Raw genomic sequence first — 18,192 nt, 5'->3', positions numbered from 1 at the left:
CTGCCAATGCCGAGGCAAATCGCTATGGATCGGGCTGGGAATGCAATCAAGGCTTTCGAAAGCAGAACGATGCGTGCCTAGCAGTGAAGCTTCCGGCCAATGCATTCCTGACGGAGACATCCTACGGAAAGGGCTGGGAATGCCACTATGGTTTCCGTCAGAAGGACGATCAATGCCGGCCCGTCGATGTTCCGGACCATGCCTATCTCGATTCCTTTTCCGGCGATCGGTGGAAATGCCTTCGCGGATATCGCCAGAGCGATACGGGATGCGACCTCATCAAGGTACCGGAGAATGCATTTCTGACCGAGTCAGCCCGCGGCTCCGGATGGGAGTGCGAACGGGGTTATCAAGTCGGCGGGGAAACGTGCGTTCGACTGGCGGTTCCGGCTCACGCCTATCTCACGGCCAGCGGCAACGAATGGAAATGCGACAGGGGTTTTGAGATCAAGGGGCCGACATGCGCTGCCGTCGAGATTCCGGCAAACGCGATCTTCGTCGACGCGGCCTATGGTGAGAGATGGAGATGCGACCGCGGCTTCGCGCCCAAGGGCGGCGAATGTCTGAAGATCAAGGTTCCCGAGAAAGCGCATCTCAGCTCGTCCGGCAACGACTGGGAATGCAATCGTCCCTATCGTTTGCGCGACGGCATATGTGCTGTCGAATGAACAGCCACTCTGCCTGATTTCCGCAAAGGCCGAACCCGGCCAACGATAAGACGCGCATCGGAGGCGCCCGGCATGGCGCCTCCAGCTCGACGTGCCGCTATTTCGGCTTCTTGCCCAAGGTGAGGCCGCTGGCGGCGAGCTTGACCTGCGCGCCTGCGGGCGCGGCCGTCACTGCTGCGGTCTTGTCTTTCTTCGGTTTGCGAGTTTCGCGATTACTTCGTACCTGGCCTTTAGCCATTTTGTCCTCCTGGGCGGCGATGGAAAGTCGGGAAGTTAAGCCATTGTTCGGCCGACAGGCATGCAAAGCGTGAAATGACCGATTTGCGAAACCCTGCCTTTGTCAGCCTGGGATCAAAGCTGCGGTATTGCGGCATCTCTGTATTTGCTCAGCGAAGCTGATATTGCGGCTCCAAAGCTCTTCTCGGGACGGTCCCCAAAACGGGCAAGCATGATGGCTGCTCCCGTTGTGCCGGCCCGGCCTCTGACAAGCATTCCGCTTGGCTGCGTGCGCTCGTTGAATGCATGAAGTTCGATATTTTCCCGGTATCCGGGGCCGCTGACGCGGACCAGGTTGCGGGAGATGGTCTGAGAGAATTCGGAAGACATGGCGTCCTCCTTTCATTGGGGCCAGGGCGTGAAAATCCTGAAGCAGCAGCGCCCTTTATATGGCTGCTGAAGTTGCCATCATGCGCCGGAGTTGCGCCAAACGCAATGTGCAGGTTGCGAGAAATGCCTTGCTCAAGACATAGTTGACCGGTAGGGATTACTATCGAAATTGGTTGTCGAGCTTCGTTTTCACGCCTTTTGCGTTCGAGCTGATCTTTCCTTTCAAAATCGATCTCTTTTGTCGCCGGCATATCGCCGGACGACGACCTGTGTTCGATGGGAAGGATCATCTTCATGAACAGCGGAATCGTAAAATTTTTCAACACCTCCAAGGGCTTCGGTTTCATCCAGCCCACCGATGGGTCGACGGATGTGTTCGTTCATATCTCGGCCATTGAACGCTCTGGAATGACCTACCTGGCTGAAGGCCAGAAGGTGAGCTTCGATGTCGTGCGGGATAACCGCACCGGCAAGAACGCGGCCGAAAACCTGCAGATCGCATAAGCCAAATCAACTCAGGTCTTTGACCACGGATGTACTGGCATGGACCATTGACGCGGTCGGGAGGTGGAATCCCTCTCGGCCTTTTTGTTTTCCAATAATGAAAGAATTTCCATGAAAAAGACGGATGCAGAACAGCAAGTGAAGAGAGCCCAGCGCCAGGTAGCCAACACCAGCGGCGGCGGTCATCTCGGCGGCACCAACCACGGCCAGGGCTATGACGCCAAGACCTCCTCCGCCAAGGGCAAGGCCGACAAGGGCCGCAAGCCCGCCGGCAAGCACTAAGACAAATCGAGCCGGGCCGGCATATTCCGGTCCGGCTTTCCAGTCCTGTCGACTGTTCCAGCCAACGGCAAACGCCGGTCACGCGCAGACGGCGGCGCGCCCGGGATTGGGTTACCTGTCCTCCGGAGCGCTCGGCTTTTTTACCGGTTTTTGCGGATGACCCGGTGCAATGGGATCGCTTGCCGGAAAAGTCTCTTCGAGCGACTCCTCCAGGTAATCGTCCTGCTCCTTGGCGACATCTTTGGGTGTTGCGGGCGGAGGCGCCTCGTTTCCTTTTCCCATTTCGAACTCCCTCGTAGATCGGTTTCGATAACCCTACTCCCGTTTCTCCGACGGCAGAAGGTACGCCGGCGTCGATAGTGATATTGCGGATAGAAGCCGGCCTTATCTCAGCGACTTGCGGAAGCCGCGCAGCGAGAACGCGAAGAACACCGTCGCGATGACCAAGAGCCAGGCAAATTGCGGCCAGACGACCGAAAATCCGGCGCCGCGGTAAAGGATCGCCTGGGCCAGCAGGATGAAATGCGTGTTCGGCGCAGCGAGCATGATCGTCTGGATCACCTCCGGCATGCTTTCGCGCGGGGTGGTCGCACCGGAGAGGATCTGCAGCGGCAGCAGCACCAGCATCAGCAGCAGGCCGAACTGCGGCATCGAGCCCGCAAGGGTGGCAAGTGCGATCCCCATGGCGGTTGCCGCCAGAAGATGGAGTGCCGCCCCCGCCATGAACAGCGCGATCGATCCCTCGATCGGAACCTTCAGCAATCCCTGGACCACGAAGATCAGCGAAAGCAGGGTCGCGACGAACACCACCAGCCCCATCGACCACACCTTTGCAGCCATGATTTCGAACGGCGTCAGCGGCATCACCAGCAGATGCTCTACCGTACCGTGTTCGCGCTCGCGGATGAGCGCGGTACCGGTGAGGATGATCGCCAGCATAGTGACGTTGTTGATGACGTTCATCACCGATGCGAACCACATCTGGTTGAGTTCGGGATTGAACCGGGCGCGCAAAGCCAAGTTCACCGTGGGTGCCCGGTTGTCCTGGGCGGAGAACCCCGAAACTTCCGTCGAGACGATGTTCTGCACGTAGCCGGATCCGGAAAACGCCTGGGTCATGCGGGTCGCATCGACATTCAGCTGGACGACCGGCGACTTGCCGGCGATCAGATCGCTCTGGAAGTTCGGCGGAATATCGAGCGCGAACGTGTCGGTGCCGGCATCCATGCGGGCGTCCATCTCGCCCGCGGTGATCATCGCCGGCGGCTTGAAATAGGGCCTCAGGAAAGAATCCGCGATCCGCCGCGAGAGCGGCGAACTGTCCTCGTCGACGATGGCGATCGGCGCATTGTTCAATGTCTCGGGAACAGCTTTTGCTTCCGTATAGACGGCGATCGTGAAGGAATAGACGATCAGCCCGAGCAGGATAGGATCGCGCAACAGGCCGCGCAGTTCCTTGATCCCGAGATGGAAGATGTTGGCGAGCCGCATCCGTCACCTCGCCTGTTTCTTGAGAAAGAAGGCGCTTGCCGCGATCAGCAGCGGCGCGGCGAGGATAAGCGGCAGGAAGGCCTCGAGGAGGCTGTCGAAGCCGAGACCCTTCGAGAAGGTTCCCCGGGAGATGATGTTGAAATAGGTGGTCGGATAGATCCGGCCGATCACCGCCCCGATGCCCTGCAGCGAAGAGACCGGGTCGATCATGCCGGCGAATTGCACGGCCGGTATGATCGTCATCAGCGTGGTTCCGAAAATCGCCGCGATCTGGCTCGACATGAAGGTCGAGACGAGCAGGCCGAAGGCGGTCGCGAAACTCACATAGAGAAGCGCCGCCGCCGCGAAGGCAGCCAAGCTGCCGGTGAACGGCACCTGGAACACCAGGACCGCGAACAGCCACAGGAGCACGGCGTTCATCATGCCGAGCGCCAGGTAGGGAAGCTGCTTGCCAAGCAGGAATTCAAGCCGCGTCACCGGCGTCACGTAGAAATTGACGATCGAGCCGAGCTCCTTCTCCCGCACCACCGAGAGCGCCGCCAGCATGGCCGGGATCAAGAGAAGCAGCAGCGGAATGACGGCCGGCACCATGGCAACCAGGCTTTCGATGCCGGGATTGTAGCGGAAGCGGGTCTCGATAGAGAACTGCCCGCTTGCGGCATCGCCGTAGATCTCGCGCGCCTTCTGTGCCAGCCAGTGGGCATGCATGCCCTGCACGTAACCGCGCGTGGTTTCCGCCCGTTGCGGCATCCCGCCGTCGATCCACGCGCCGATCTCGACATCATGGCCGCGGGCGACATGCCCGGCGAAGCCGGCCGGGATCTCGATCGCCAGCTTCAGCGAACCGTCGCGCATCCGCCTGTCGAGGTCGGCATAATCTGCAAGTGGCGGCTGCTCGATGAAATAGCGGGAACCGGCGATATCGGCGATATAGTCGCGGCTGGCGACCGTGTCGTCCCGATCGAGGACCGCAAAGGTGAGGTCCTTGACGTCCATGTTGATACCGTAGCCGATGACGAACATCAGGATGACGCTGCCGATCAGCGCCAGTGTGGCGCGGATCGGGTCGCGACGGATCTCCAGAGTTTCGCGAAGGCTGTAGCTCCAGATGCGGCGCAGGTCGAAGGCGCGGTGCCGGGGCGGGGCGGTGAATTTGGGCTCGCCTTCGGCCGTCGGTAATGCCGGCGTGGATGAAGCAGCCGTCTCGCCGATCGCATCTTCGAGATAGGCGATAAACGCCTCTTCCAGTGTCGTGGCGTGGCGGGTTTCGCGGATTGCATCGGGCGTATCGCTCACCAGCACCTTGCCGGCATGCATCAGCGATATGCGGTCGCAGCGTTCCGCCTCGTTCATGAAATGGGTGGAGATGAATATGGTAACGCGATCTTTGCGGGAGAGCTCGATCAGCGCCGCCCAGAGCTGGTCGCGGGCGATGGGGTCGACACCGGATGTCGGTTCGTCGAGGATCAGCACTTCCGGCGAATGGATCAGCGCCACCGCAAGAGAGAGCCGCTGCCGGACCCCGAGAGGCAGGGCATCGGGGAGAGCGTCCATTACGTCGGTAAGCTCGAAGCGCCGGCCCATTTCCTCGATCCGGGCCGGGATGGCGTCGGCCGGCAGCTGAAACAGCCGGGCGTGCAGGTCGAGATTCTGCCGGACCGTCAATTCGCTATAGAGCGAAAAAGCCTGGCTCATGTAGCCGACACGCCGCCGGACATCCATGTCCTTCGGATCGACCGTTTTGCCAAAAAGCTTCGCCGTACCTTCGCTTGCCGGCAGCAGGCCGGTCAGCATCTTCATCGTGGTGGATTTGCCGCAGCCGTTCGAGCCGAGGAAGCCAAAGATCTCGCCGCGGCGGATGCGGAAGCTGACATTGTCCACCGCGGTGAAATCCCCGAACCGCATCGTCAGGCCCTCGGCCTCGATGGCGAAGTCAGCCCCGGTGAAATCCGCCGGCGGATGGACGGGGATGGCCTTGTGCGTCGCCCGTTTCTCTTCCGGCATCAGCGCGATGAAGGCGTCGTCCAGCGTTGTGCTGCCGGTCCTGGCGAGGAGCTGCCACGGCGAGCCGGTCGCAAGCAGTTTTCCCGCATCCATGGCGGCAAGCCATTCGAAACGTGCCGCTTCCTCCATATAGGCGGTTGCGACGATCACGCTCATCTCCGGCCGCTCCCTCCGGATATCCTCGACGAGGCTCCAGAACTGCCGGCGCGACAGCGGGTCGACACCCGTCGTCGGTTCGTCGAGGATCAGCAGGTCCGGATCGTGGATGAGGGCGCAGCAGAGGCCGAGCTTCTGTTTCATGCCGCCCGAAAGCTTGCCGGCGGGGCGATCGTCGAAGCCCGACAGGCCGGTGCGTTTTAGAAGGTTGGCGATGCGGTATTGCCGTTCCTCGCGGCCCTGACCGAACAGGCGGGCGAAGAAATCGGCATTCTCGAACACCGACAACGTCGGGTAGAGGTTCTTGCCGAGCCCCTGCGGCATGTAGGCGATGGCCGGGTAGGTGCGATTCCGGTGACGAGCGCTGCGGATGTCGCCGCCGAGCACCTCGACCTCGCCCGTCTGGATCTGCCGGGCGCCTGAAATCAGCGACAGGAGCGAGGATTTGCCGACGCCGTCCGGGCCGATCAGTCCGATCATCCGGCCTGCCGGCAGGTCGAGGGTTATGCCGTCGATGGCGCGTGTCCCGCCGTAGGAGTGGCTGACATCCTTCAACCGCGCCACATAGGCCGGTTTGGGCTCCATGCCCATTGCCTTTTGTTCCGGGCTCATGGGGTGAGCGGCTGCGACAGGGCCGCCGGCCACTCAGCGGCGGGATCGAGCTTGACATAGGTTCGGCCCGGCAATCCGGTCTTGACCTGCGCGATATATTTCTGAAGCAGTTCTGGAGAGACTCGCGCCCGCAGGCGGAACATCAGCTTCTGACGCTCCTCCTCGGTTTCCACGGTCTTCGGCGTGAACTGCGCCACATCGGACACGAACGATATCCGGGCCGGAATGACATATTGGGGTGCGGCATCGAGAACGATCCGGGCCTCGCCGCCGATCGGCGTCCGCCCGGCATCCTCCGTCGGTAGGAAGAAGGTCATATAGACATCGCCGACATCGAGGATGTTGAGCACGCGGCCGCCGGCGGCGACCACTTCGCCGGGTTGGGCCACGAGATATTGCACCCGTCCGTCGCGAGGCGCCTTGAGCTCGGAATCACGCAGATCCGCGTCGATCCGCGCGACGGTCGCCTGCATTGCCTCGACCGAGGCCTCGGCATCCACGACCTGCGACTGCGCCGCGCCGATCGCCGCATCGGTAGCAGCTAGGTTGGCCTTGGCGGCCGAGACGGTTGCGACCCCTCCTTCGACGCGGGCGCGGTCATCGTCCAGCAATTGGTCGGAAACCGATCCGCTGCGGCTCATCTGCTCGCTACGGGCAAGCCGCTTGCGGGCCGATTGCAGTTGGACCTCGTTCTGGGAGACGGTTGCGGCCGCGGCTTCCTTTTCCGCCCGGCGCTGAATGACCAGGCTTTTCGCGGTCTCGATCGCGATCCGGGCTCTGGCAAGCTGGGCCTCCGCCTCGCGCTTCTGGGCGGCGAGCTGCTCGATATCCATGCGGGCGACGACCGCGCCAGCTTTGACGAAGTCCCCTTCCTTGACCAGAATGTCGGAAAGCCGCCCTGCGGTTCTCGCCGCGACGTCGATCTCGACCGCCTCGACGCGGCCGTTACCGCTGGCAATTCCCTGCATGGCCTGCGCCGCCCGAAGGTCCTGCTGATACCGCCAGCCGAAATAGCCGGCGGCCCCTACGACTGCGACAATGATGGCGGCTTTTGCGATACGGTTCAAAGGAAGCTCCATAGACGCTGATATGCTGCAATCTTCGTACCTGCCTATCACCAGCATTAAGGTGATCTAAGTCAAGCCGGCAAGGGTTTTCACGGGCGTGTGGCCCGGGGCGCGTCGATGAGACAAAACCGGATTTGGGCGCTCCTCTAAGGCCCCCGTCGAGCCGCAAAATCGACGAGAATCTGCTGCTGACCCTTCAATATCTTGCGTTCCGCCTCGTCGAGACTGAACCATCCGGCCCGGTCGACCTCGGGAAACTCCTTCATCAGCCCAGATTTCGGCGGCCACTCCATCGTGAACGTGTTGCTGACGATGGCGGTGGCGTTGATATCGGCCTCGATCGACCAGGCGAGCACGCGTTTGCCGCCGGGCTGGCGGTATTCGCCGAGCCATTCGAAATCGCCCTCCATTCTTGCGCCGACCTCCTCGAAAACCTCCCGTTTCGCGGCCGTCAGTTCGTCTTCGCCTTCATCGACAAGGCCCTTGGGAATGGACCACGCGCCCTCGTCCTTGCGTGCCCAGAACGGCCCGCCGGGGTGAACCAGAAAGACTTCAGGATCTCCGGCAGCTTGGCGGAATATCAAAAGACCTGCGCTGCGTTTCGGCATGACTGGAGCTTTCCTCGTGGCGGCTGAAGCCGTCTTGCAATCCTAACCGATCCGGAGACGGCGCGCAGCAGTTCGGAATTCTCGGGCTTCGATTGACAAAGATCATGGCTCTCGCCGACGTCGGTTCTAGGCTTTCGTTCATAGGGCCGATCATGGCCTCATGCAGAGGAGACAGGAAATGTCATTCAAGACAGTGCTCGCAATGATCGGCAATACGGATCCGACTGCCGATCTCGCTCGTGCCATAGAGATCGCGATCGAACTCGAAGCGCATCTTTCCGTCGTGGTCACCAGCCTTGCCATCCCGGCAACCATGGGAGATTTCCCGGCCAGCACGGTATGGCTGGACCAGCGGGACGAGGACCTGAAATTGCTCGACGGCATCCGGAAACAGGCTGAAAGCGCCTGCAAGACGAACGGCCTGTCGTTCGATGTCGACGTCCTTTATGCGGAAGGCGTTTTCGTCAGCGAGGAAATCCATCGCCGCGCACTTTATGCCGATGTGCTGGTGATCGGAGAGGGCGTGCGCAGCGACAGGGTGCTCACCCGGCGGATCGTCGACGGCGGCGTGTTCGAGGCTCGCCGTCCCCTCCTTCTCGCGCCGAAGAACCGCAAGACGACCCTGAAGCCGCGACGGATCCTGCTCGCCTGGAATTCCCGCACCGAGGCGGCCCAGGCCGCACGCGAAGCGCTGGAGATGATGACCTGGGCCGAAGCGGTGCATGTCGTGCTCGTCGATCCGGACAATTCCTATTGGGTCAGCGGCGGCGAACCCGGCGCCGACGTTGCCACCTATCTCGCTCGCCACGGGATCAATGTCGTCGTTGAACAGCTGGCAAGCGGCGACCGGCTGGTGGAGGACGTGCTCGAACGGCACGCGCTGGAGATCGGCGCCGACCTCATCGTCATGGGTGCCTACGGCCATTCGCGGCTGCGCGAACGGGTCTTTGGCGGGGTGACGGCCTCGATCCTGGAGGAAAGCAAGTTCCCGGTCCTGATCGCCCGATAAGATCAGGACACGGTTTTGCCCTGTCTCCCATCGGCCGGTGGGGGCAGGGTTTTTCGTGCCCGCATCTTCGGCAAATAAGGAAGATCGGATCGGTCCGCCGCCGCAGCCCGACACAAAAATCCGCCCCAAGGGAGTGGACCCGGAGGGCGGATCGGATGAGTCTGATTACCTGCTATTGACCGGGCCGGTGTGGGGGCTTTTGCGTGACGACGCCACCGACACCGGCAATGCTGGCCGTCAGGATGCGTATGGCCTCTCGCTCCGCGTCGGACGCGATCTTGCCAATGATTTCCACCACCGAGTCCCGCACCTTGACCTCGATCCTGTCCTTCCCCAGCCCGAGTTCCGTGAGCAGCCGGGTCGCGACGGCAAGCTGCAGCGCGTCGTCACCACGGGCGATCACGTCCGGCGTGGCGATCTCGATCTTGAGGAGATCGCGACGGCTGACAATCCCCGCGAGCGCGCCATTGTCGAGCACGGGAATGCGCTTGACGGCGTGGAGGCGCATCAGCGCGACGATCTCGGCGAGGGGGGCTTCGGGCGATACGCTGATGACCTTGCGGCTCATGCAGTCCTCGACCTTCAATCCGTGCGTCTTGACGTAGTTTTCGAAGAAGGCCGGATCATTGGTGTCAGGAGCAGCTTTTGGCGCGAGGTTGAATTCATACCGGTTCAGAATATCCCCCTCGGTGATCATCCCACACAGCGCTCCCTGATCGTCAATCACAGGCAGGCCGCTGATGTCGTTGTCGATCAGCATCCGGATCGCGTGTCTGAGGCTGGCTCCGGGGCTGACGTGAACCACCCTGGTGGTCATCAAATCTTTGGCAAGCATCCTGTGCTCCTCTGGTTGCGATCATCCGTCGCTTACCCCAAGCTTCTCGTATCGCATCCATGCCGACCTTGACCTAGCGCAATCGAGAACCGTCAGGCCGAGTCCGTTCGACGGACAAGCCATTTGTCCAGCTCGGTGACGACAAGGATCGAGGAGGCCGCCAGCAGCATCAACGCCCATTCGGCAAACGAGATCGGCGCGAGGTCCAGGGTTTCGCGAAACCAGGGGATATACATGGCCGAGATATGGATGGCCTGCGCCGCGATGACGGTCAGGATCAGCAGCGGGTTGCCGAAGAAGTTCAGCGAAAAGATCGACCGGCGCTCCGAGCGGCTGGTGAAGGTCTGGACGTTTTCGAACAGCACGAAGAGCAGCAGCAGCATGTTGCGCGCCTGCGATATCTCGTAGCCCTGATACAGAAGATAGGAAAAGATCGCAAAGCCGCCGCCGCCGATGACGAGCGTCGATTGGATGATCCGTCGGATCATCAACCGATCGAAGATCGGCTCCTTCGGACGGCGCGGCGGCCGCGCCAGCTCGTCTCCCTCCGGTTTTTCGCCGGCGAGCGCGACATCCTGAATGCCGTTGGTAACGAGATTGAGCCAGAGAAGCTGTACCGGCAGCAGAGGCATGGGCAATCCGAGCGGGATGGCCAGCAGGAACAGCAGCATTTCGGCGGCCCCTGTCGCCGTGAGCATCAGGATCACCTTGCGGATATTGGAATAGGCGGTGCGGCCCTCGCGGATGCCGCTGACGATCGACGCGAAATTGTCGTCGGTCACCACGATATCGGCGCTCTCCTTGGCGACTTCCGTTCCTTTGCGGCCCATCGCCACGCCCACATGGGCGTGTTTGAGCGCCGGAGCGTCGTTGATGCCGTCGCCGGTGACGGCCACGAAATGACCGTTGCGCGCCAGCGACAGCACGATCGCGAGCTTCTGCGCCGGCGCCACCCGGGCGTAGATCCTGGTCCGTCCGGTCAGTTCGTCAAGCCTGTCCGGCCCGGTCTTCTCCGCTTCGCTGACCTCGTCTCCGGTCACGACCTGATCGGGCTGGAACTGCAGCCCGGCCTGTGCGGCGATGGCGGCAGCGGTCTTCGGGTCGTCGCCGGTCACCATCACGACCGCGACACCCGCGGTGTAGCAATCGCCGATCGCCTGCGGAACTTCCGGTCGGATCGGATCCTGCATGCCGGCAAGGCCGAGAAAGACCAGATCGACCAGATGATGGTAGCCGAAGGTCTCGTCCGAACCGCCGCGGATTTCCCCTTCTGCAAACGCGAGCACCCTTAGGCCACGCTCCGCCATCTCCTCTTTTTGCCGAACGAGCGTCTCGCGGTTGATCGGAACGATGCCGTTGCCGGCGTCCATCCGGTCCGCCATGCCGATCAGGGTTTCCGCCGATCCCTTGACGAAGATTCGCACCCGCTCGCCCCGGCGGTGGAACGAGGCGGCATATTTGAGGTCCGGCTCATAGGCAATGCGGGCGATCAGCGGATAGTCGTCCTTCATTGCTTCCTGCTCGAGGCCGCCCTTGCGGGCAGCGGCCAGCAGCGCGATGTCGACCGTATCGCCGACACCTTTCCATCCCTCCGCATGCCGGGTGAGCGAGCCCTCGTTGGGCAGGACGGCCGCCTTCAGCAGTTTCTCCGCACGATCGCGCGCTTCCGCGGGGCTGAGGTTCGAACCCCGGATCTCGCAGGTGTCGAGATCCATGCCGGCATCGAGTACCAGTTCGCTGCCGTCAGGCAGGCGGATATCGGTGACCGTCAGCTCATTGAGGGTCAACGTCCCCGTCTTGTCGGTGGCGATCATGGTGCAGGAGCCAAGCGACTCGACCGCCGGCATGCGGCGGACGATGACATTGCGCCTGGCCATGCGGCGCATGCTGATCGCCAGCGCGATCGAGATCGCGATCGGCAGGCCTTCCGGAATAGCGCTGACGGCAAGCCCGACCGCCATCATGAACAGCTCGCTCCAGGCAAGCCCGCGAACCAGGCCGACGGCGATGAGGATGACGGAGGCGATCCCGACGCTCCAGGCGATCATGTTCGAAAAATGCTTCAACCGGATCATCAGCGGCGGCTGGCTGATCGAAGCTCTGCCGATCTCGGCGGCGATCCTGCCGATTTCGGTTGAAAGACCGGTTGCAACCACCACGCCGGTGCCGCGGCCGCGCGTGACGAGACTGCCCGCAAACGCAAGGCCGGATTTCCGGTTTTCGGGCGGCGCCCCGACGGTAGTCACAGTCTTGCGCGCCGGCGCAGATTCGCCGGTCAAAAGCGACTCGTCGCAGAGCAGGTCGTTGGCCTCGAAAAGTTCGATATCGGCCGGGATGCGCCCGCCCGCCTCGATCCGCACGAGATCGCCCGGAACCAGAAGGCGCGCCTCGATCTCCTGCGCGATCCGGTCACGGACGACGGTTGCAAACGGCTGTTCGAGATTGCGCAAAGCGGCCGCCGCACGGCCGGCCGAATATTCCTGGATGCCGCCGATGATGCCGTTCAGCACCAGCACGATGCCGATGAAAACCGCATCCTCGGCCTCGCTGACCAGAACGGAGACTGCAGCCGCAATCAGCAGGATATAGATCAGCGGACTGCGGAATTGCCCGAGGAAGATCAGCAACAGGGAGGGCGCTTTGGGCTCGGGAAGGCGGTTCTCCCCGAACTGCGCCAGCCGCGCGGCTGCTTCGATGCCGCTCAGCCCCTCGTGGGCTGTGTCGCGCTGCTCAGGTTTACGATGGACGGAGACTGAATTGGCAGGCATCGGTGCTCCAGATCAAACTGAGCCGCCATCATCGGGAAACCGGGCGGGGTTCGATCCTAGAGGATAGCCTGTAAAGCTGCCCGGCAATTGATATCTGTCAACGTCTCGTTGTGACGATGACGGCACACTCCGAAGTGTCGGCGAGAAAGTCTATCGTTCCTCCCGCTGGCCGTTGGCGGTCACGGCGCGGGGAAAGATGGCTTTCGAAGCTCTGAATTCCTTTCTCGGCATGCTCACCGCGGCCTCTCATTCAGCCGGCGATTTCATCGACCGGCTGCAGGGGCTGCTAGACCGTCGCCACAATGGCGGCGTACAGGAAGCCTCGGAATTTCAAATCGCCGGCTTCATCGACGGAAAACCGGTCAACCTTTAATCTCCACTCACCAGATCATCGAAGGTGTCGCGCCTTGGGTTATCCATGAGATGGGACCGGAGTTCGGGGGCGGCCCCTCGTTCTGTCTCGACGACCTGCAGGCGCTGCATCGAAGCCTGGATGAGAAGGGGCTGGGTTTCGGGCTTGGCAAGCGCGAGGACCAGATCAATTTCCTGGTTGCGATCTAGCTTTTCGATCTTTTCCGCCAATGACAGCGCGAAATTTCTAAGTGCCGCTTGTTTGGGATCTTCCCATGCCTGCTCGAACAGAAGCTGGTACATGCTTGATCCAGGCAAGAGACCAATCAGGGCTTTCGCGACTTCCCTAACAGGCGCAGAAGGTGGGTCTCTTAGGGCGGGAGCTTTCCAATGTTGTTGCTTATCCGGAAAATCTGTCATGGCGAAGCACCTTACGTTCAGAGTGTGCTGACCAGGGTGAGGAACTTGATACCCCCGATCGACACAGTAACAATCGACGCCAGGACAACCAGCACGCAGAGCCATCGGAAGGTGTTGCCTATCCATCGGCCAATCCGGCTCCGTCTTCCTTCTACTGAAAACGGTGCCTCGTATATGTGATCGCGCTCTCCGAGGGAGTCCAAATATGCGAGTTGACTGAAGTATGCGAGGCCGGGCGCTACGATTGTGAGAAGAAGGCCGCAGAAAATCCAGGTCAAAGATCCGTTGAAACTATGTAGAGCTTCTGGCTTCCCGCTGAGGCGGTCATAGTTTGCGCTGTAGAAGCCAAGACTAGCAGCTACTCCTCCCGCGGCGACGAGAGCAGGTGCACGCATGGCGGCGATCGAGAAGGCCTCGATCTGTTTGCTGTGGACCTCCTGGCCTTTAATATCTCGATCATGGATGCGTTCCGCGAACTTAATCCTCGCTTCGTGCTCCTTTTCAGTCTCCGCCATGTCTTCGAATCTCGCATGTTGCGTCCATGTCGCACGGACACGCCGAGTGTGCCGGGAAATGCCCGGAAATCAAGGGGATTGGCGCGCAACAAGGCGCAACATGAAAAGCGTACCAGTTGGGAACGCTTTTTCAGTTAAGTAGTTGGAAAATCTACAGAAAAGTTTGGCTGGGGAACCTGGATTCGAACCAAGATTAACGGAGTCAGAGTCCGTCGTTCTACCGTTGAACTATTCCCCAGCAGGGGCCGCCGGTGAATGGCCTGGCCGGTGTGCGGCGCTTATAAACAAAAGCGGGCGGATTGCAAATACCGATTTCGAAAAAAATCGACGCTGCTGAAGCTTTCCTGTTACCGGGCCGAAAAAGCCGAAACTCCGCTGATGACAGGTCCATGACGCGCCCGGCAAAAAGCCGTTGGCGAAAACGCCACTGCCTGTTATCTTCGCACCAACGAAACAATCAGACGCCAGCGGCATACCTTCAAGAGGCCTTGCGCGGCGAGATGGACATAAAAGTGATGGACCCCGATAGCGGCGCAAAGCCGCCGGAAGGCGGGGCGTCGGCGGTACCGCGCGGAGAGGGGAAATCCTCGAGGCGTCGGAAGGCGAAGCGGAACGGCAAACGTCGTGACGCGGCGCCTGTCAGCCATTCGGATGCGGTCGATTCGACCGCGCCTGCCGGACGTCCCAATAACCAGGAACCCAACCCGCCGGCGCGCAAGCGCAAACGGCGCCGCGCGAAATCCGCCGGCGCCCAGCAGCCGGGCCAGGGCTCGAACGTCGCACCCGCAGCACAGCAGGTTCCGGCCCGCGCCGAGGGCGGACTGCAGCCCCAGTCGGCGAAGTCGCCGTCGTCGTCGCGCAATCGGCGCAAGAAGAACAGGGGCGGCCGCGGCCTTCAGGGCCGGCCGCTGACGCCCGCCAAGGCGGCGCCGGGGGTGGCAAAGACACCCCCAGCCGCTGCCGGTTCGGGGCAGCCTTCCAAGGATGCCCGCGGCAAGGGTGGAACCGAAAACCAGGGCACGGATTCCCGCGGCGAAAAATTCTCCTACGTCAACGATCTCTACGCGGCGCTCGATCTCGGTACCAACAATTGCCGCCTGCTGATCGCCCAGCCGACAAGGCCGGGCCAGTTCCGGGTCGTCGATGCGTTTTCGCGGATCGTCCGTCTCGGCGAGGGACTGGGCACCAGCCGCCGGCTGTCGCAGGATGCCATGGACCGCGCCGTCGAAGCGTTGCGCATCTGCGCCGCCAAGCTTGCCAACCGGCCGATTCGCCGCATGCGGCTGATCGCCACCGAGGCCTGCCGGGCCGCCGAAAACGGTGAGGAATTTCTGGCGCGGGTGATCTCGGAAACCGGGCTGGAGCTCGAAATCATCGATCGCGAGACCGAGGCACGGCTTGCGGTGTCCGGCTGCTCGTCGCTGGTCGGCCGGGAGGCGCGCTCCGTCGTTCTCTTCGATATCGGCGGCGGCTCGTCGGAAATCGCCGTCATCCGCATCGATGACAGCCGTTCGAGCCGGCTTGCCAACCACATCACCCATTGGACCTCGCTTCCGGTCGGCGTCGTCACCCTGTCGGAACGGCATGGCGGGCGCGATGTGACGCCGGAGGTTTTCGGTGCCATGGTGACCGAAGTCGAAGGCATGCTGGCCGGGTTCGATTGCCCGCCGCTGGCCGCCTTCCGCCGTCAGGGCGCCGAGGATTTCCACTTGATCGGCACATCGGGCACGGTGACTACGCTTGCCGGCGTGCATCTCGACCTGCCGCGCTACGACCGCCGCAAGGTCGACGGGCTATGGCTGTCGGATGCGGAAGTCTCGGCCATGCAGGCTAAGCTGCTCTCCTGGGATTTCGCCGGCCGCGCCGCCAACCCCTGCATCGGTCCGGACCGGGCCGACCTGGTGCTGGCCGGTTGCGCCATTCTGGAAGCGATCCGTCGCCGCTGGCCGAGCCAGCGCATGCGGGTTGCCGACCGGGGCCTGCGTGAGGGCCTGTTGACGGACATGATGGCCGATGACGGCGTGTGGCGCCGCGTGCGGCCGCGCCGGCAGGGAGGCAATCAAGGTGCCGGCGGGCAGGATGAAGCGGGAGCAAGGCGATGACGAAACCACCAGTTGGCGGCAATCGCACCGGCCGCAAGCTCGGCCAGAGGGTGAAGAAAGGCAAGCTCAAGGCGTCGTCACGGCGCTGGCTCGAGCGCCATATCAACGACCCCTATGTCCAGCGCGCCAAGCTCGAAGGATATCGCGCCCGCGCGGCTTTCAAACTCCTGGAGATCGACGAGAAGCACCAGATCCTCAAAGGCGCCCGCCGCATCATCGATCTCGGGGCGGCGCCGGGAAGCTGGTCGCAGATCGCCGCGAAGGTCACCGATTCGACCGACGATGATATCCGCGTCGCGGCGATCGATTTCCTGGAAATGGCGCCGCTTGCCGGTGTCAAGGTCCTGCAGCTCGACTTCCTCGACGCGGAAGCGCCACGCCTGCTGCTGGAAGCGATCGGCGGCACGCCGGATCTGGTAATTTCCGACATGGCGGCGCCGACGACCGGCCATCAGAAGACCGACCATCTGCGCACCATGCATCTGTGCGAAGTGGCGGCGTATTTCGCCGTCGAAGTGCTGGGCGAGGGCGGCCATTTCCTGGCAAAGACCTTCCAGGGCGGCACGGAACGCGACCTGCTCAATATGCTGAAGCAGAATTTCAAGCAGGTCATCCACGTGAAGCCGGGTGCCTCGCGCCAGGAATCGGTCGAGATGTTCCTGCTCGCCAAACACTTCAAGGGCCGCAGGGCCGGCGAAATCGCTCCGGAATCCGAGACGGAGGAAGCGGAAGTGGAATACGCCGCAGCCGAAGCCGACGGCGTCGAATCGGAAGACCGGGCCTGATTATTCGCCGGCTTCCGGCTGGATCCTGTCGGCACGGTGGCCGGAAACGGCGGCGCCCGTCATCGGGTCCAGCTTCAGCAGGGGTATGACGGCCAGCAGCGAAAGGGCCGCCACCAGGAAGAACGCCAGGTGAAAATCCGAGAGCTGCAGATGCGTGCCGGTGACCGCTGCCGACGCTTCGAGGATGAAGGCTGCGAAAGCGACCCCGAGCGCCATGCTGATCTGCTGCAGGACGGAGGAGATCGAGGTCGCCTGGCTCGCCTGTTCGTCGCTGATCTCGGCATAGCTGAGCGCGTTCGAGCCGGTGAAGAAGAAGGAACGGCAGAAGCCCGACATCAGCAGGAAGGCGATGATCAAAGCGTGTGAGGTCTCCGGTGTGAAGAAGCCGTTGGCCGCCGTGGTCGCCGCGCCGAGCACGCCGGATACGATCAGCGTCACCTTGAAGCCGGTCATCGCAAAGACCCGGCGGGCGGCGAACTTCACCATCAGCGCACCGAGCGCGCCCGCGAACGTGATGAGGCCGGATTGGAACGGGTTGAGCCCGAAGCCGAGCTGCAGCATCAGCGGCATCAGGAATGGAATGGCGCCGGTCGAGATGCGGAACAGCGTGCCGCTGCTGCTCGCCGCCCGGAACGCATCGTCCTTGAAGAGCCGCAGGTTGAGGATCGGCGCGGGATGGCTTCGTGCGTGGACGACATAGGCGACGCCGGCAGCGAGTCCGAGTGCAGTCGCCGTGATGCCGATGGCCGGCGGCAGTGCCGGAAGGCCGATGACGGAAAGCCCGAAGACCGTGCCGGCAGCGGTCACCGAGGTGAGGAAGAAACCCCACCAGTCGATCGAAGGCGGATTGGTGGCTTCGATTTCGGGCAGGAAGACGGTCGAGAGATAGATGCCGAGCAGGCCGACCGGCACGTTGATCAGGAAGATCCAGTGCCAGGTGAAATAGGTGGTGATGAAACCGCCGATTGGTGGGCCGGTGAGTGGGCCGACCAGCGCCGGAATGGTGAGCAGTGCCATGGCCGAGACGAGTTCGCTACGCTTCGTGGTGCGCAACAGAACCAGGCGTGCGACCGGCGTCATCATCGCTCCGCCCATGCCCTGCAGGAAGCGCGACAGCACGAACTGGAAGAGATCAGACGAGAACGCGCAGCAGATCGAGCCGACGACAAAAACCATGATCGCGACACGAAAAATCTTTTTGGCGCCGAAGCGGTCCGCCATCCATCCGCTGATCGGGATGAACATGGCGAGCGCCACCATATAGGAGGTCAGCGCCAGTTTCAGCGTGATCGGGCCGACATTCAAGTCCGCGGCGATCGCCGGAAGCGCGGTCGCAATGACGGTGGAGTCCATCTGCTCCATGAAGAGGGCGACGGCGAGAATGAGGGGGACGATGCGATTCATGAGGG

Annotated in this window: 18 protein-coding genes and 1 tRNA gene; 7 read left to right on the top strand and 12 right to left on the bottom strand. The window is 62.2% G+C overall.

The window, feature by feature from the left end:
- Nucleotides 1–668: hypothetical protein (locus tag PMI07_RS01215; RefSeq protein WP_024163465.1), on the top strand; the 668-nt coding region annotated here is incomplete at its 5' end.
- Between the two features lie 97 nt (nt 669–765).
- Here PMI07_RS01215 and PMI07_RS35270 read toward each other — a convergent pair.
- Nucleotides 766–906, bottom strand: coding sequence for a hypothetical protein (locus PMI07_RS35270; RefSeq protein ID WP_007754797.1), 141 nt, complete (start codon nt 904–906; stop codon nt 766–768).
- A 113-nt stretch (nt 907–1,019) separates the two neighbouring features.
- Nucleotides 1,020–1,274, bottom strand: coding sequence for a hypothetical protein (locus tag PMI07_RS01210; protein ID WP_007754795.1), 255 nt, complete (start codon nt 1,272–1,274; stop codon nt 1,020–1,022).
- 294 nt (nt 1,275–1,568) lie between these two features.
- On the opposite strand from PMI07_RS01210, the gene PMI07_RS01205 reads away from it, so the two are divergent.
- Nucleotides 1,569–1,778, top strand: coding sequence for a cold-shock protein (locus PMI07_RS01205; RefSeq protein ID WP_007754793.1), 210 nt, complete (start codon nt 1,569–1,571; stop codon nt 1,776–1,778).
- Between the two features lie 111 nt (nt 1,779–1,889).
- Nucleotides 1,890–2,060, top strand: coding sequence for a hypothetical protein (locus PMI07_RS35265; protein WP_007754792.1), 171 nt, complete (start codon nt 1,890–1,892; stop codon nt 2,058–2,060).
- A gap of 384 nt (nt 2,061–2,444) precedes the next feature.
- On the opposite strand, the gene PMI07_RS01200 is transcribed toward PMI07_RS35265, so the two are convergent.
- The 4 genes from PMI07_RS01200 to PMI07_RS01185 form a co-directional block, all read right to left on the bottom strand.
- Complete coding sequence (locus PMI07_RS01200; protein ID WP_007754786.1) at nt 2,445–3,551, bottom strand: ABC transporter permease; 1,107 nt, start codon at nt 3,549–3,551, stop codon at nt 2,445–2,447.
- A 3-nt stretch (nt 3,552–3,554) separates the two neighbouring features.
- Nucleotides 3,555–6,296 carry a ribosome-associated ATPase/putative transporter RbbA gene (gene rbbA / locus PMI07_RS01195; protein ID WP_280949759.1) on the bottom strand — a complete coding sequence of 914 codons (2,742 nt, stop codon included), beginning with the start codon at nt 6,294–6,296 and terminating at the stop codon, nt 3,555–3,557.
- A 23-nt stretch (nt 6,297–6,319) separates the two neighbouring features.
- On the bottom strand, nt 6,320–7,390 hold the full coding sequence (locus PMI07_RS01190) for an HlyD family efflux transporter periplasmic adaptor subunit (RefSeq protein WP_007754782.1): 1,071 nt from the start codon (nt 7,388–7,390) through the stop codon (nt 6,320–6,322).
- 146 nt (nt 7,391–7,536) lie between these two features.
- Entirely contained in the window at nt 7,537–7,998 is a 462-nt protein-coding gene (locus tag PMI07_RS01185; protein ID WP_007754780.1) for an NUDIX domain-containing protein, read from the bottom strand.
- A 178-nt stretch (nt 7,999–8,176) separates the two neighbouring features.
- Between PMI07_RS01185 and PMI07_RS01180 the strand changes: the two genes are divergently transcribed.
- On the top strand, nt 8,177–9,007 hold the full coding sequence (locus PMI07_RS01180) for a universal stress protein (protein WP_007754778.1): 831 nt from the start codon (nt 8,177–8,179) through the stop codon (nt 9,005–9,007).
- Between the two features lie 172 nt (nt 9,008–9,179).
- Here PMI07_RS01180 and PMI07_RS01175 read toward each other — a convergent pair whose 3' ends face one another.
- The gene (locus tag PMI07_RS01175) at nt 9,180–9,842 is read right to left on the bottom strand and encodes a CBS domain-containing protein (RefSeq protein ID WP_007754776.1); all 663 of its coding nucleotides are present in this window, start codon (nt 9,840–9,842) and stop codon (nt 9,180–9,182) included.
- A gap of 92 nt (nt 9,843–9,934) precedes the next feature.
- The gene (locus PMI07_RS01170) at nt 9,935–12,610 is read right to left on the bottom strand and encodes an HAD-IC family P-type ATPase (protein ID WP_024163464.1); all 2,676 of its coding nucleotides are present in this window, start codon (nt 12,608–12,610) and stop codon (nt 9,935–9,937) included.
- A 196-nt stretch (nt 12,611–12,806) separates the two neighbouring features.
- Between PMI07_RS01170 and PMI07_RS34690 the strand changes: the two genes are divergently transcribed.
- Complete coding sequence (locus tag PMI07_RS34690; RefSeq protein ID WP_155956350.1) at nt 12,807–12,983, top strand: hypothetical protein; 177 nt, start codon at nt 12,807–12,809, stop codon at nt 12,981–12,983.
- Here the strand turns inward: PMI07_RS34690 and PMI07_RS01165 are convergent.
- The 3 genes from PMI07_RS01165 to PMI07_RS01155 form a co-directional block, all read right to left on the bottom strand.
- Nucleotides 12,980–13,264, bottom strand: coding sequence for a hypothetical protein (locus tag PMI07_RS01165; protein WP_007760616.1), 285 nt, complete (start codon nt 13,262–13,264; stop codon nt 12,980–12,982). The two genes, PMI07_RS34690 and PMI07_RS01165, sit on opposite strands and share 4 nt — an antisense overlap.
- 134 nt (nt 13,265–13,398) lie before the next feature.
- Nucleotides 13,399–13,896: a hypothetical protein gene (locus tag PMI07_RS01160; RefSeq protein ID WP_007760613.1), complete on the bottom strand. Its 498-nt coding sequence runs from the start codon at nt 13,894–13,896 to the stop codon at nt 13,399–13,401.
- Nucleotides 13,897–14,060: 164 nt separating this feature from the next.
- Nucleotides 14,061–14,134: transfer RNA gene (locus tag PMI07_RS01155), tRNA-Gln, on the bottom strand.
- Nucleotides 14,135–14,411: 277 nt separating this feature from the next.
- Between PMI07_RS01155 and PMI07_RS01150 the strand changes: the two genes are divergently transcribed.
- On the top strand, nt 14,412–15,998 hold the full coding sequence (locus tag PMI07_RS01150) for a Ppx/GppA phosphatase family protein (RefSeq protein ID WP_024163463.1): 1,587 nt from the start codon (nt 14,412–14,414) through the stop codon (nt 15,996–15,998).
- Entirely contained in the window at nt 15,995–16,783 is a 789-nt protein-coding gene (locus PMI07_RS01145) for an RlmE family RNA methyltransferase (protein WP_007773380.1), read from the top strand. The genes PMI07_RS01150 and PMI07_RS01145 overlap by 4 nt, the downstream gene beginning before the upstream one ends.
- Here the strand turns inward: PMI07_RS01145 and PMI07_RS01140 are convergent, their stop codons facing one another.
- Nucleotides 16,784–18,187 (bottom strand): MDR family MFS transporter, encoded by a 1,404-nt coding sequence (locus tag PMI07_RS01140; protein ID WP_007773379.1) that lies wholly within the window; start codon nt 18,185–18,187, stop codon nt 16,784–16,786.
- Nucleotides 18,188–18,192: the final 5 nt, after the last annotated feature.

Origin of the sequence: Rhizobium sp. CF080, from assembly GCF_000282095.2 — a bacterium.
Classification (GTDB): Bacteria; Pseudomonadota; Alphaproteobacteria; order Rhizobiales; family Rhizobiaceae; genus Neorhizobium.
Note: the sequence above shows the minus strand (reverse complement) of the source record. Positions and strands in the feature narration are given on the sequence as shown.